The sequence below is a fragment of the Pseudomonas sp. GV105 genome (assembly GCF_003058185.1).
Lineage (GTDB): Bacteria > Pseudomonadota > Gammaproteobacteria > Pseudomonadales > Pseudomonadaceae > Aquipseudomonas > Aquipseudomonas veronii.
Genome location: NZ_QBUF01000006.1, coordinates 313,343 through 326,686 on the forward strand (window position 1 = coordinate 313,343; position 13,344 = coordinate 326,686).

The following is a 13,344-nucleotide window of genomic DNA, read 5'->3' on the forward strand; positions in this document are numbered from 1 at the left end:
ATTGCTGCCCGGGTTTCAGTCATTGCCTTGGCGCAGGCGCTTGTACAGGGTGTTGCGGCTCACGCCGAGTTCCCGCGCCAGGTGGGAAATATTCCCGCCTGCCGCTTTCAAGCGCCGCGTCAGGTCGATGCTGTCCTCCAGAGGCGCGCTGGTGGGCAGCGGCGCCGTCACGTTCAGATCGACGAAGAAGTCGTCCGGCAGATGCTCCGGGCGGATCGGCTGCTCCTCGGCCATGGCCAACGCCACCTGCAACACACTGCTGACCTGGCGCAAATTGCCCGGCCACGGGTGCTGCTCGAACAACGCCAACACCTCGGCGCTCAGCCCGGCCCATTGCTTCGGTTCGCGGTGTTGCTGCCACAGTTGTTGGAACAACGCCCGCTTGTCAGTGCGCTCGCGCAGTGGCGGCAACTCCAGGGTCAGCCCGCCAATGCGGTAGTACAAATCCTCACGGAAGCGCCCGGCCTGCACCTGCTCGCGTAGCACATGGTTGGTGGCGGAGATGATGCGCAAATCCACCGGGAACAACTCGCTGCTGCCCACCGGTTGCACGCAGCGTTCCTGTAAGACCCGCAGCAAGCGGGCCTGGGTCGGCAGTGGCATATCACCGATCTCGTCGAGAAACAGCGTGCCCTTGTCGGCCTTGCGGATCAGGCCGACGCTGCCTTTTTGATTGGCGCCGGTGAAGGCGCCTTTTTCGTAGCCGAACAGTTCCGATTCCACCAGCTCAGCGGGAATCGCCGCACAGTTCACCGCGATAAATGCCTGTTGGCTGCGCGAACTGGCCTGGTGCAGGGCTTTGACGAATACCTCTTTGCCCACGCCGGTTTCACCGTGGATCAGCAGCGGAATGTCCTTTTCCAGCAGGCGCTCGGCCTGGCGCACGGCTTTTTCCACGCGCACATCGCCAAAATGCAGGGTCTTGAGGCTGATCGGTGCGGCTTGCGGCGGTGCCGGTTCGCTGAAAACCCGCGCGTGTACCGGCATCTGCTTGGGCCGCTTCAACAAACACTGGAAGCGATTGCGGCCGGCCGCCTGCAAGGAGAACGGCAAACCCTCCGGCTGATTCAGTAACTCCAGCATCGACACCTTGAACAAGCGGTCGATCATCACCCGCGACAGGCTGATGCCCAGCAGGTTGTCGGCGCGGCGGTTGGCCGATAACACCTGGCCGCTTTCATCAAAGATCAGCAGGCCCGCCCATTGGCTGTCGAGGTTGTTCAGCCCGGTGTTGAAGGTCAGCTGGAAATGCTCGCCGCGAAACAGGTTGAGGATCAGCCGGTTTTCCACGGTCTGGCTCATCATCTTGACCATGCCCAGGGTGTGGGAGGGCGGCAGGTAGCTGTCGCTGGACACGTCCAGCACCGCGATGATTTCGCGCTGGGCGTCGAAGATCGGCGCCGCCGAACCGGTCATGAAGCGGTTAGCCTTGAGGAAGTGTTCATCGTGTTCGATATGCACCGCCTGGGCACAGGCCAGCGCGGTGCCGATGGCATTGGTGCCGCTGGAACGCTCCATCCAGCTGGCGCCGGGGCTGAAACCACGGGCCAACTTGGGGTCGATAAAGCGCTGGGTGCCCCACGACGTCAAAACCTGGCCCTGGTTGTCGGCCAGCATGATCAGGCAGTTGGAGTTGCTCAGGATGTTCTCGTAGTAAGGCAACACTTCCTGGTGGGTGGTCTGTACCAGGGAATGCTGGCTCTCCAGCAATTGACTGATGCCCTCGGCGGGCAGTTGGTCAAAGCTGGGTGGGCTCTGGTGGTCCAGACCGAATGCGCGGCAGCGGCGCCAGGACTCCTGGATGAGGGTGTCGTGAGTCAGCGGTTCGGCCATGGAGACCTTCTTTTTATTGTTTTTGGGTCTTGCACAATCTAACGGATGTCACCCGGTCGATGTGGGAGGGGGCAAGTCGAATCGTCGCACCGCCCCTCCCACATGTGTTCTGCGTTGTCCAGTCAATCGGGTTCAAACAGTGTTGTTCAGAACTGTTCATTGTCAACCCGCGGAGTGTTCAGTTGTTCAGTCCGAATTGTTCATTTTTGTTCGCTCCCGAACCTCGCTTTCAGGGCATTTCCTTGTGGATCAAGCACCTGCTGCGGTTGGCACGAAACTCGCTGTGACCACTGGCCAGATTCATTCCAATAATAAAAAAGGGCGTGTCATGTCATTGACCCTGGAACATGTCTCCCGCGTCATCGAAGGCCAGACCTGGATCGACGACGCCAATCTGCGTTTCGAGGCCGGCTCCTTCAATGTGCTGCTCGGTCGCACCCTGTCCGGCAAGACCAGCCTGATGCGCCTGATGGCCGGCCTGGACAAGCCCGACAGCGGCCGCATCCTGATGAACGGCGTGGATGTCACCGCTAAACCGGTGCGCCTGCGCAACGTGTCGATGGTGTATCAACAGTTCATCAACTACCCGACCATGACCGTGTTCGAGAACATCGCCTCGCCGTTGCGCCAGGCCGGTGTGTCCAACGAGCTGATCCAGAGCAAGGTGCTGGAAACCGCGAAGATGCTGCGCATCGAGAAGTTCCTCAAGCGCCACCCGCTGGAGCTGTCCGGCGGCCAGCAGCAACGCACGGCGATGGCCCGCGCGTTGGTGAAGGATGCCGAACTGATCCTGTTCGATGAGCCGTTGGTGAACCTGGACTACAAACTGCGCGAAGAGCTGCGTCAGGAAATGCGCGAGCTGTTCAAGGCCCGCCACACCATTGCGATTTACGCCACCACCGAGCCCAACGAAGCGCTGGCACTCGGCGGCACCACCACCATCCTCCACGAAGGCCGGGTGATCCAGAGCGGCAAGGCGGCCGAGGTCTATCACCAGCCGCAGACCGTATTGGCCGCCGAGTTGTTTTCCGAACCGCCGATCAACCTGATGCCGGGCAGCATCCGCGGCAATGAAGTGAGCTTCGCCAATTTCGTACACTTCCCACTCAATGTTGACCTGCGTCCCATCGGCGAGGGCGAGTTCCGCTTTGGCGTGCGCCCCAGCCATATCAGCCTGGTGCCCAGCAACGACGACGACCTCGAACTGGCGGTGACCGTGGAAGTCGCCGAGATCAGCGGCTCGGAAACCTTCCTGCATGTGCGCAGCGAGCATTTCCTGCTGGTGCTGCACTTGCCGGGGGTGCATGAGTACGACGTCGACGCGCCGATCCGTGTGTATATCCCCACCCATAAACTGTTTGTGTTCGATGGCCAGGGCCGCTTGGTCCAGGCCCCCGGACGCCGTGTCGCGAGGGTTGCCTGATGGCCGAGATCCATTTGCAGAACCTGGCGCACAGCTACAGCCCTACGCCGACAGGTCCCGAGGACTACGCCATTCGGGAAATGAACCACGTATGGGAGCAGGGCGGCGCCTACGCCTTGCTCGGGCCTTCGGGCTGCGGCAAATCAACCCTGCTCAATATCATCTCCGGCCTGCTCAGCCCGTCCGAAGGGCACGTGCTGTTCGACCATAAAGTGGTCAACGAGCTGACCCCGGAAAAACGCAACATCGCCCAGGTGTTCCAGTTCCCGGTGGTGTACGACACCATGACGGTGTTCGACAACCTGGCTTTCCCGTTGCGTAACCAGGGCATGGCCGAGGCGAAAATTCACAGCAAGGTGCAGGAAATTGCCGAAGTCCTCGACCTGCAAAGCCTGCTGAGCAAAAAGGCACGCAACCTCACCGCCGACGAAAAACAGAAAGTCTCCATGGGCCGGGGCCTGGTGCGCGACGACGTCTCGGCGATCCTGTTCGATGAACCGCTGACGGTGATCGACCCGCACCTCAAATGGAAACTGCGGCGCAAGCTCAAGCAGATCCACGAGCAGTTCAATATCACCATGGTCTACGTGACCCACGACCAGCTGGAAGCCTCGACCTTCGCCGACAAGATCGCGGTGATGTACGGCGGGCAAATCGTGCAATTCGGCACGCCGCGGGAGTTGTTCGAGCGGCCGAGCCATACGTTTGTCGGCTATTTCATCGGCAGCCCTGGGATGAATCTGATCGAAGTGCAGGCCGAGGCCGGCGGAGTGCGCTTTGCCGACACCCATCTGCGGTTGTCCGAGGCCGTGCAGCAACGCCTCGCCGACACGCCCTACACGACCTTGCAGGTGGGCATCCGCCCGGAATTCATTCATGTGTGGGATGAGCATAACCCCGACGCACTGCAAGCCGACGTCACCCATATTGAAGACCTCGGCACCTACAAGATCCTGACCCTGAGCCTGGACGGCGCCACCCTGAAAGTGCGCCTGGCCGAAGACAAACCGGTGCCCGAAGGCACCGCCTCTATCAGCTTCCCCGCGCAGTGGCTGATGCTCTACGCCGACGATTACCTGCTGGAGGTGCGGCCATGAACAAGGTGCAGAACAACAAGGCCTGGTGGTTGGTGTTGCCGGTGTTCCTGCTGGTGGCATTCAGTGCGGTGATCCCGATGATGACGGTGGTCAACTACTCGGTGCAGGACATTTTCGACCAGTCCAGCCGCTATTTTGTCGGCGCCGACTGGTACAAACAGGTGCTGCTCGACCCGCGTCTGCACGACTCGCTGCTGCGCCAGTTCATCTACTCGGCGTGCGTGCTGCTGATCGAAATCCCGCTGGGCATCGCCATCGCCCTGACCATGCCGACCAAGGGCCGCTGGTCGTCGCTGGTGCTGATCATCCTCGCCATTCCGTTGCTGATTCCGTGGAACGTGGTGGGCACCATCTGGCAGATTTTCGGCCGCGCCGATATCGGCCTGCTCGGCTCTACCCTCAATGCGATGGGCATCAGCTACAACTACGCGGCCAACACCATGGACGCCTGGGTCACGGTGCTGGTGATGGATGTCTGGCACTGGACCTCCCTGGTGGCGCTGCTGTGCTACTCGGGGCTGCGCGCTATTCCAGATGTGTACTACCAGGCGGCGCGTATCGATCGGGCGTCGGCCTGGGCGGTTTTCCGACATATCCAGCTGCCGAAGATGAAAAGTGTGCTGCTGATCGCGGTGATGCTGCGCTTCATGGACAGTTTCATGATCTACACCGAGCCCTTCGTACTGACCGGTGGCGGGCCGGGTAACGCCACCACGTTCCTCAGCCAGACGCTGACCCAGATGGCTGTCGGCCAATTCGACCTGGGCCCGGCCGCGGCGTTTTCCCTGGTGTACTTCCTGATCATCCTGTTGGTGTCCTGGCTGTTCTACACCGCCATGACCCATTCCGACGCCAACCGCTGAGGCCACCAACATGAGCAAGCGCAAAGTCATACCGCTGCTGATCTACATCCTGTTCCTGCTGGTGCCGATCTACTGGCTGCTGAACATGTCCTTCAAAAGCAATACCGAAATCCTCGGCGGGCTGACGCTGTTTCCGCAGGATTTCACCCTGGCCAACTACAAGGTGATCTTCACTGATCCGAGTTGGTACACCGGCTATCTCAACTCGCTGTACTACGTGAGCCTGAACACGCTGATCTCCTTGAGCGTGGCGCTGCCGGCGGCGTATGCGTTCTCGCGCTATCGCTTCCTGGGCGACAAGCACCTGTTTTTCTGGCTGCTGACCAACCGCATGGCGCCGCCGGCGGTGTTTCTGTTGCCGTTTTTCCAGCTGTATTCGTCCATCGGCCTGTTCGACACGCATATCGCGGTGGCCCTGGCGCACTGCCTGTTCAACGTGCCATTGGCGGTGTGGATTCTTGAAGGCTTCATGTCGGGTGTGCCCAAGGAAATCGACGAAACCGCCTACATCGACGGCTACTCCTTCCCCAAGTTCTTTGTGAAGATTTTTATCCCATTGATCGGCTCCGGCATCGGCGTGACGGCGTTTTTCTGCTTCATGTTTTCCTGGGTCGAACTGCTGCTCGCACGCACCCTGACTTCGGTCAATGCCAAGCCCATCGCGGCGGTGATGACCCGCACCGTCTCGGCGTCGGGGATCGACTGGGGCGTACTGGCGGCGGCGGGGGTGTTGACCATCCTGCCCGGCATGCTGGTGATCTGGTTTGTACGCAACCACGTGGCCAAGGGCTTTGCCCTGGGCCGGGTCTGAGGAGTCGATGATGGAATGGATGGCCTGGACCACCCCCACTGCGCTGTTCTTTGGCGGTATCGCCCTGATTCTGGCGGGCATGACCACTTGGGAATTGCGCGCGCCGAGTATCCCTCGGCGCGGGTTTCTGCCGATCAGCACCACCCGTGGTGATCGTTTGTTTATCGGTCTTCTCGGTAGCGCCTACCTGCACCTGCTGGTGATCGGCGTAACCGACTGGAGCATCTGGGTGGCGTCCGCGCTCTCCCTTGTATGGCTGTTGTGTGTGATGCGTTGGGGCTAGTGCGGATGCCTCTATTCCCTGTAGGAGCGAGCGTGCTCGCGAAATTCGTCAACGATAACGCGGCGTTTCTGGGCGTGCGCGGTGTCTGGGCGTTTTTCGCGAGCAAGCTCGCTCCTACAAGGGGTGTGTGGCGTTTGTAGTCCCTTTTGAAATCAACCAGGAGGTCTCTATGTTCGATAAAAACAATAAGCTGCGACATAGCATTTCATTGGCCGCCGTATTGGCCCTCAGCGGTTTGAGTGCCACGGCCTGGGCCGATGCGTATGAAGAAGCGGCGAAAAAATGGATCGGCAGCGAGTTCAAGCCGTCGACCCTCACGGCCGACCAGCAGCTCGAGGAACTCAAGTGGTTCATCAAGGCCGCCGAACCGTTCCGTGGGATGAAGATCAACGTGGTGTCGGAAACCCTCACCACCCATGAGTACGAATCCAAGGTGCTGGCCAAGGCCTTCAGTGAAATCACCGGTATCAAGCTGACCCACGACCTGCTGCAGGAAGGCGATGTGGTGGAAAAGCTGCAAACCCAGATGCAGTCCGACAAGAACATCTATGACGGCTGGGTCAACGATTCCGACCTGATCGGTACGCACTTTCGCTACGGCAAAACCGAATCCATCACCGACCTGATGGCCAACGAAGGCAAGAACTTCACCTCGCCGACCCTGGATATCAAGGACTTTATCGGTATCTCCTTCACCACCGCGCCGGACGGCAAGATCTACCAGTTACCCGACCAGCAATTCGCCAACCTGTACTGGTTCCGCGCTGACTGGTTCGAGCGGCCGGAGCTGAAAGCCAAGTTCAAGGAAAAATACGGCTACGACCTCGGCGTGCCGGTGAACTGGTCGGCCTATGAAGACATCGCCAAGTTCTTCAGCGAGGACGTCAAGCAAATCGACGGCAAGCGCATCTATGGGCACATGGACTACGGCAAGAAAGACCCGTCCCTCGGCTGGCGCTTCACCGATGCCTGGTTCTCCATGGCCGGTGGCGGCGACAAGGGTTTGCCCAACGGTTTGCCGGTGGACGAGTGGGGCATTCGCGTCGAGGACTGCCACCCGGTGGGCTCCAGCGTCACCCGGGGCGGCGACACCAACGGCCCGGCTGCGGTGTTCGCCACGCAGAAATACGTGGACTGGATGAAAGCCTACGCACCGCCGGAAGCGGCGGGCATGACCTTCTCCGAATCCGGCCCGGTGCCGTCCCAGGGCAACATCGCCCAGCAGATCTTCTGGTACACCGCGTTCACGGCCGACATGACCAAGCCGGGCCTGCCCGTGGTCAACGCCGACGGCACACCGAAATGGCGTATGGCGCCGTCGCCCGTCGGGCCTTATTGGGAAAAGGGCATGAAGAAGGGTTATCAGGACGTGGGTTCCTGGACCTTCCTCAAGTCGACGCCTGAGAAGCAGAAGCTCGCGGCCTGGCTGTACGCGCAGTTCGTCACCTCGAAAACCGTGTCGCTGAAGAAAACCATCGTCGGCCTGACGCCGATCCGTGAGTCGGACATCAATTCCCAGGCCATGACCGACCTGGCGCCGAAGCTTGGCGGCCTGGTGGAGTTCTACCGCAGCCCGGCCCGGGTCGAGTGGACGCCGACCGGCACCAACGTGCCGGACTATCCACGCCTGGCGCAATTGTGGTGGAGCAACATTGCGGCGGCGGCCAGCGGCGAGAAAACCCCGCAACAGGCGCTCGACAACCTGGCCAAGGAGCAAGACGCGATCATGACGCGCCTGGAGCGCTCCAAAGTGCAACCGGTGTGCGGTCCGAAAATGAACCCGGAACGTGACGCCCAATACTGGTTCGACCAGCCCGGCGCGCCGAAGCCGAAACTGGCCAACGAGAAACCCAAAGGCGAAACCGTGGCCTACGGCGACCTGCTCAAGCAGTGGGAGGCGGCGCGTAAATAATCAGTTCAGGCAAACGCGGTAAACACTGTAGGAGGGGGCTTGCCCCCGATAGCGGTGGTTCAGTCAATACACGTATCGACTGGCGCAATCGGGGGCAAACCCCCTCCCACATTTTGATCTTCATCTGCCAGGGGAATCTGCCGGTTCCCCGACAAACCGCTTGGCCAGGAAGCCATACAACAGATACCCGAACGCCAGCACCAGCATCGCGCCAAACACCGCCTCTTCACCGCAGGCATAAATCGCATACAGCGAATACCCCACGGCCACCAGCACCACCAGCGTATTGCGCGCCTGCACCGTTGCGCTGGCGTGTGCCTTGTACATCATCACCAGCAGGCCGGTGAGGGCGGTCACATAGGGCAGCAGGTTGGTCACCACCGCCAGGTTCACCAGTTTGCTGAACTGCGCGCTGGCGCTGGGCGAGATGGTCGACAAGGCAATCAGGCTTTGCAGCGTGGCACACGCCAGCAGCCCCAGCACCGGTGCATTCGCGGCGCTGATGCGGCTGAAAAACCGCGGAAACAGGCGTTGGTCCGCCGACATCTTGGCCGTTTGCGCCAGGGTGAATTGCCAGCCCAGCAACGAGCCGATACAGGCCACCACCGCCAACGCCATGATCAGCTTGCCGACCCAGGGGCTGAACATCTGTGCGTAAACCAGTGCGAACGGTGCGGAGGACGCGGCCAGTTCGGCATTGGGCACGATGCCCTGGATCACCGCGGTCGACAGCACATACACCACCGCCACCCCAAGCGTGCCGAGCAGGCAGGCCAGGGGCACGGTGCGGTTGGGGTTCTCCACCGCGTCGTAGCCTTGGGCGGCCGACTCCATGCCAAGAAAGGCCCACAGGGTCAGAGGAATACTCGCACTGACGGCGTCCCACAGGTGCCGTTGGTGTGGGTTCCAGGCGGCCGTGAACACCTCGGGCTTGAAATAGAACCAACCGATCACGCAGAGTCCCGCCACTGGAATGATCACGCCCCATACCGTGACCACTCCGATGCGCCCGGTGATGCGCGGGCCGCCGAAGTTGGCCACGGTGGTCAGCCAGATCAGCGCCAGGCTGCCGACGAACAACGGTCCCGGCCCGCTGCCCAGCCACGGAATGAACGACGACAAATAACCCACCGCCGAAATCGCAATCGCCACATTGGCAATGATCAGCGACAGAAAATACAGAAACGAACACAGGAAAAACCCCGACTTGCCGTGGGCCTCCTCGGTATACGCCGACATCCCGCCGCTGCGGGTACAGAACAGCCCGCATTGAGCGAAGCCGTAGGCGATCGCCATCGAACCGAGCGCAGTGACGACCCACGACAGCAGCGAAATCGCGCCCAGTTGCGCCATGCTGGCCGGCAACATGATGATCCCCGAGCCCATCATGTTGATCGCTACCAGGGTGGTCAGGCCCAACAGGCTCATCTTCTTGCTTGGTGCGGCCATCCAGAACTCCTTGTGATCAACGCAAAACCTGAGCTGTGCTTTTGCTGCGCCAACCCTGCGCGGCGGCAGTCGGGCGACATTGTCACGCGCAGGATGCCCGTCTCGGTGCGACGGTGTTCGGCTTTGGCGGTGAAGGCGCGTTATTCGATCAAGCGGCTATTCATCGTGGGCCATGCTGATCCCACTGATGAAACTTTCGCAAGGAAAAAGCCGAAATAGGCAGGATTGGCGTAGGGACAGCGGCGTCCCTGGGTAGGACGCTCGCTACTGTGCTCACTCAACGGTTCGATTTATCACCCCGACGCCTGAGCCGCACATTCAAGGGCGGCTCAAAGGGAGGGATCAGGCCATGGCCTGCGGTTGGATGCGCAGTTCGCCCTCGACATCCTTGGCCAACCCACTGGCCAGAAACAACGGGGCGAGGCGCTTGTGCAACTGTGGCTCGACAAACTCTTTCACCGTCGGCAATGCCAGCACGCCACTGAGCGGCAACTCCGCCTTGGTGTACGACAGCCACGCCTTTTTCAACATCAACAGCACATCGCTGCCGGCCGTCGAGGCAAAGCGGCGGTGGGTGGGTTTGGTGTCGAGGTTGAAGGTGTGCTGGAACTCATAGCCGGTTTCCTCCCCGCCAGCGGCAGCACAGCGCACGCAGGTGCAGGGGCCGTCGCCGAATGCGTTGCGCAGGTAGGCGTTGAAGTCCACCACGGGTTTGAGTGACAGACGCTTATCCACCTCGAACAGGTCCCCGGTCATTTTTTCGTCAGTGTTCAACGTCCAATTCCTTGCTGGTAGGCGGCTTTTCAAAGCGCGGCACAATAGCAGCCAAGCACGGTTTTGGGGACTATTTGCATCACATTAGCGCCGGACGCCGGCTTGCCGGCGACAGCGTTTCGGTCGCCGGCAAGCCCGCCGCCATCCTCAATCGGCGGAAAACTTCAAGATGGTGCGCTGGGTGTAGGTCTGCCCGGGGTCCAAGCGTGTCGAGGCAAACGTCGGTTGGTTCGGCGCATCGGGAAAGTGCTGGGTCTCCAGTGTGAAACCGCTCCAATGCAGGTAGGTTTTGCCTGCCTTGCCCTTCACCGAGCCATCGAGGAAGTTGCTGGTATAGAACTGCACCCCAGGTTCCGTGGTGTAGAGCTGCAAACGGCGGCCGGAGGCGGGGTCGTACACGTCGGCGGCGAGTTGCTTGATGTCGCCTTGGGTATCCAGCGCCCAGTTGAAGTCAAACCCGCCCTGTTTCGGCTCGGCGAATTTGAGTTGCGGATGCGCGTCCTTGATGTGCTGGCCGATGGCGGTGGGCTGGAGAAAGTCCATCGGCGTGCCCTTGACCGGTGCCACTTCGCCGGTGGGAATCAAGGTGGCATTCACCGGCGTGTAGTGGCTGGCGTGCAAGGTCGCCACCTGCTTGAGGATGTCGCCGTTGCCCGCGCCGGCGAGGTTGAAATAGCTGTGGTTGGTGAGGTTGAGCACCGTCGGTTTGTCGGTGGTGGCCTTGTAGTCGATGTGCAATTCGTTGTTGTCGTTGAGCCGATAGGTGACTTCGGTGGTCAGGTTGCCGGGAAAGCCCATCTCGCCGTCCTTGGACAGGTAGGTCAGGGTCACGCCGACCGAATCCTTGTCCTTGACGGGCTTGGCTTGCCACACGCGCTTGTCGAAGCCCTGGGCGCCGCCATGCAGCGAATTGGGACCGTCGTTGAGCGGCACCTGATAACGCTTGCCGTCGAGCTCGAACGCACCGCCGGCCAGGCGATTGCCGAAGCGGCCAATGGTCGCGCCAAAAAACGCCGTACCGCGCTGATAGCCCTGCACATCATCGAAGCCGAGCACCACGTCCTCGACCTTGCCGTGCTTGTCCGGCACTTTCAGCGCCTGCAACACGCCGCCATAGGTGATGACCGTGGCTTGCATGCCATGGCTGTTGCGCAATATGTACTGCTCGACAGCGGTGCCGTCGTTGGTTTTCCCGAAGGGTTTGTGTTCACTGGACAGACCGGCGGCCTGCGCGCCACCGCTGGCGATCAGCATGGACAAGGCGAGGCCGGACAACAGGTATCGAGGGTGCTTCATGGTCGAACTTCCTTTTGTTGTTTTGAGTGGAATAGTTCTACTAATGTGCGATATTTTGTCGGTGAGGCCGCAAATTTATAGCCTTAAACGCCGATTTCGTAAAATAAAATAAGACTAATTGATCGAGGCAACCTTGATATGAGTACTGAACAGGCCGTTTATCCCGACCTCAAGGGCAAGACCGTATTGATTTCCGGAGGCGCTTCGGGGATCGGCGAATTCATGGTGCGAGCCTTCGCCGGGCAGGGGGCCAAGGTGGCGTTCGTCGACCGCGCGCAAGGCCAGGGCGAGCGCCTGGCCGCGTTGTTGAGTGCCCAGGGGCACACCGTCGAGTTCGGTCACTGCGATATCACCGACGAGATTGCCTACAAGGCCGCGATTGCGCGCTTCGAATACGCCCTGGGGCCGATCACCGTGTTGGTGAACAATGCCGCCAACGACGTGCGTCATACCCTGGAGGAAGTTGATTCGGAGACGTTCGACAAGCTGATCGCGGTCAACCTCAAGCACGCCTTTTTTGCAGCCAAGGCTGTGGTGCCGATGATGAAACGTGCGGGTGGCGGTTCGATCATCAACCTGGGCTCCGTTGGCTGGATGATGGCCTCCGCCGGCTACCCGGTGTACGCCGCCAGCAAGGCCGCCGCCCACGGCATGACGCGGGCGCTGGCGCGTGAGCTGGGCCCGGACCGTATCCGCGTCAATACGCTGGTGCCGGGTTGGGTGATGACCGAAAAACAATTGACGATGTGGGTCGACGACGCCGCCAAGGAACTGATCAGCCGCAGCCAGTGCCTGCCTGGCAGCGTATTGCCGGAGCACATCGCCAGCATGGCGCTGTTTCTCGCCTCGCAGGCGTCGGCGATGTGTTCGGCGCAGAACTTCATTGTCGATGGCGGCTGGGTGTAACTCCGGTCACTCGATGGGGTAGCGCTTGAAGGCCGGGTGCTGCTCCAGGCGTTCGGCGTGGCGTTGCACATGGGGGAACGCATCCGCCTTGACCACCGAGGCCACGGTGAACTGGCTGAAGGACCAGGCGACCGCCACCGTCAGCGAGGCTTGGGTCAGCGCTTCGCTGTCGGCCTGGCTCAGGTGTTTGTCCAGCAGCGTATACGCGGCCAGCAATTGCCCGCTGACGCGGTCGAGCCACGGCGCATGCTGCTTCTCGGCCGGTCGCAGGTTGTGTTCATAGACGATCTGCACGCTTTTCTCACAGGCCGCCAGGGCCAGCCCGAGCAACTGCAGGTCCTTGGCGCGTGCCGCGGGGGGCTGCGGCAGCAGCTTTCTGTCAGCTGGCGCGAGGGTTTCGAGGTAATCCAGGATCAGGCTGGAGTCCATCAACACGGTCCCATCGTCCAGCACCAGGGTGGGCGCCTTGACCACGGGGTTGATCCGCGCGAATGCGTTGTAGGTACTGAACACGGACAAGGGCTCATGCACAAAATCCACCCCGTACAGTTCCAGGGAAATGGCCACGCGACGTACATAAGGCGAGTCCAGCATGCCGACCAGTTTCATAAAGCCTCCTTGGTAATGGGTAGTTGGCAGGATTGGTTAATTTAGGTAACTTTAAAGCGGCTGTAGGTCCTGCAATATCGATTATTTT

The 13,344-nt window shown here is 60.7% G+C and carries 12 protein-coding genes; 7 read left to right on the forward strand and 5 right to left on the reverse strand.

Annotated features, from left to right (window positions below):
• Positions 1–15: 15 nt before the first annotated feature.
• A complete protein-coding gene (locus tag C8K66_RS14150; RefSeq protein WP_108525129.1) occupies positions 16–1,833 on the reverse strand; it encodes a sigma-54-dependent Fis family transcriptional regulator in 1,818 nt (605 codons plus the stop codon).
• Between the two features lie 328 nt (positions 1,834–2,161).
• Between C8K66_RS14150 and C8K66_RS14155 the strand changes: the two genes are divergently transcribed.
• The 6 genes from C8K66_RS14155 (at position 2,162) to C8K66_RS14180 (ending at position 8,222) form a co-directional block, all read left to right on the forward strand.
• Entirely contained in the window at positions 2,162–3,256 is a 1,095-nt protein-coding gene (locus tag C8K66_RS14155; protein WP_017846710.1) for an ABC transporter ATP-binding protein, read from the forward strand.
• Complete coding sequence (locus C8K66_RS14160) at positions 3,256–4,353, forward strand: ABC transporter ATP-binding protein (protein WP_046383020.1); 1,098 nt, start codon at positions 3,256–3,258, stop codon at positions 4,351–4,353. Before C8K66_RS14155 ends, C8K66_RS14160 begins: the two co-directional genes overlap by 1 nt.
• Positions 4,350–5,216: a carbohydrate ABC transporter permease gene (locus tag C8K66_RS14165; protein ID WP_005789024.1), complete on the forward strand. Its 867-nt coding sequence runs from the start codon at positions 4,350–4,352 to the stop codon at positions 5,214–5,216. Before C8K66_RS14160 ends, C8K66_RS14165 begins: the two co-directional genes overlap by 4 nt.
• 10 nt (positions 5,217–5,226) lie before the next feature.
• Positions 5,227–6,027 carry a carbohydrate ABC transporter permease gene (locus C8K66_RS14170; protein ID WP_017846707.1) on the forward strand — a complete coding sequence of 267 codons (801 nt, stop codon included), beginning with the start codon at positions 5,227–5,229 and terminating at the stop codon, positions 6,025–6,027.
• A 10-nt stretch (positions 6,028–6,037) separates the two neighbouring features.
• Complete coding sequence (locus C8K66_RS14175; protein ID WP_010567825.1) at positions 6,038–6,310, forward strand: DUF2160 domain-containing protein; 273 nt, start codon at positions 6,038–6,040, stop codon at positions 6,308–6,310.
• 169 nt (positions 6,311–6,479) lie between these two features.
• Positions 6,480–8,222, forward strand: a complete 1,743-nt coding sequence (locus C8K66_RS14180; RefSeq protein ID WP_108525131.1) for an ABC transporter substrate-binding protein — start codon at positions 6,480–6,482, stop codon at positions 8,220–8,222.
• Positions 8,223–8,342: 120 nt separating this feature from the next.
• On the opposite strand, the gene potE is transcribed toward C8K66_RS14180, so the two are convergent.
• The 3 genes from potE to C8K66_RS14195 all read right to left on the reverse strand — a co-directional run bounded on the left by potE (position 8,343) and on the right by C8K66_RS14195 (position 11,741).
• Positions 8,343–9,671 (reverse strand): putrescine-ornithine antiporter, encoded by a 1,329-nt coding sequence (gene potE, locus C8K66_RS14185; RefSeq protein WP_046487170.1) that lies wholly within the window; start codon positions 9,669–9,671, stop codon positions 8,343–8,345.
• A gap of 342 nt (positions 9,672–10,013) precedes the next feature.
• A complete protein-coding gene (locus C8K66_RS14190; protein WP_046383024.1) occupies positions 10,014–10,445 on the reverse strand; it encodes a hypothetical protein in 432 nt (143 codons plus the stop codon).
• Positions 10,446–10,592: 147 nt separating this feature from the next.
• Positions 10,593–11,741 carry an aldose epimerase family protein gene (locus tag C8K66_RS14195; protein ID WP_057004388.1) on the reverse strand — a complete coding sequence of 383 codons (1,149 nt, stop codon included), beginning with the start codon at positions 11,739–11,741 and terminating at the stop codon, positions 10,593–10,595.
• 138 nt (positions 11,742–11,879) lie between these two features.
• Here C8K66_RS14195 and C8K66_RS14200 point away from each other — a divergent pair, with 138 nt between their 5' ends.
• Entirely contained in the window at positions 11,880–12,647 is a 768-nt protein-coding gene (locus C8K66_RS14200; RefSeq protein ID WP_017846701.1) for an SDR family NAD(P)-dependent oxidoreductase, read from the forward strand.
• 6 nt (positions 12,648–12,653) lie between these two features.
• Here the strand turns inward: C8K66_RS14200 and C8K66_RS14205 are convergent, their stop codons facing one another.
• Positions 12,654–13,256, reverse strand: a complete 603-nt coding sequence (locus C8K66_RS14205) for a glutathione S-transferase family protein (protein WP_046383026.1) — start codon at positions 13,254–13,256, stop codon at positions 12,654–12,656.
• Between the last annotated feature and the right edge of the window lie 88 nt (positions 13,257–13,344).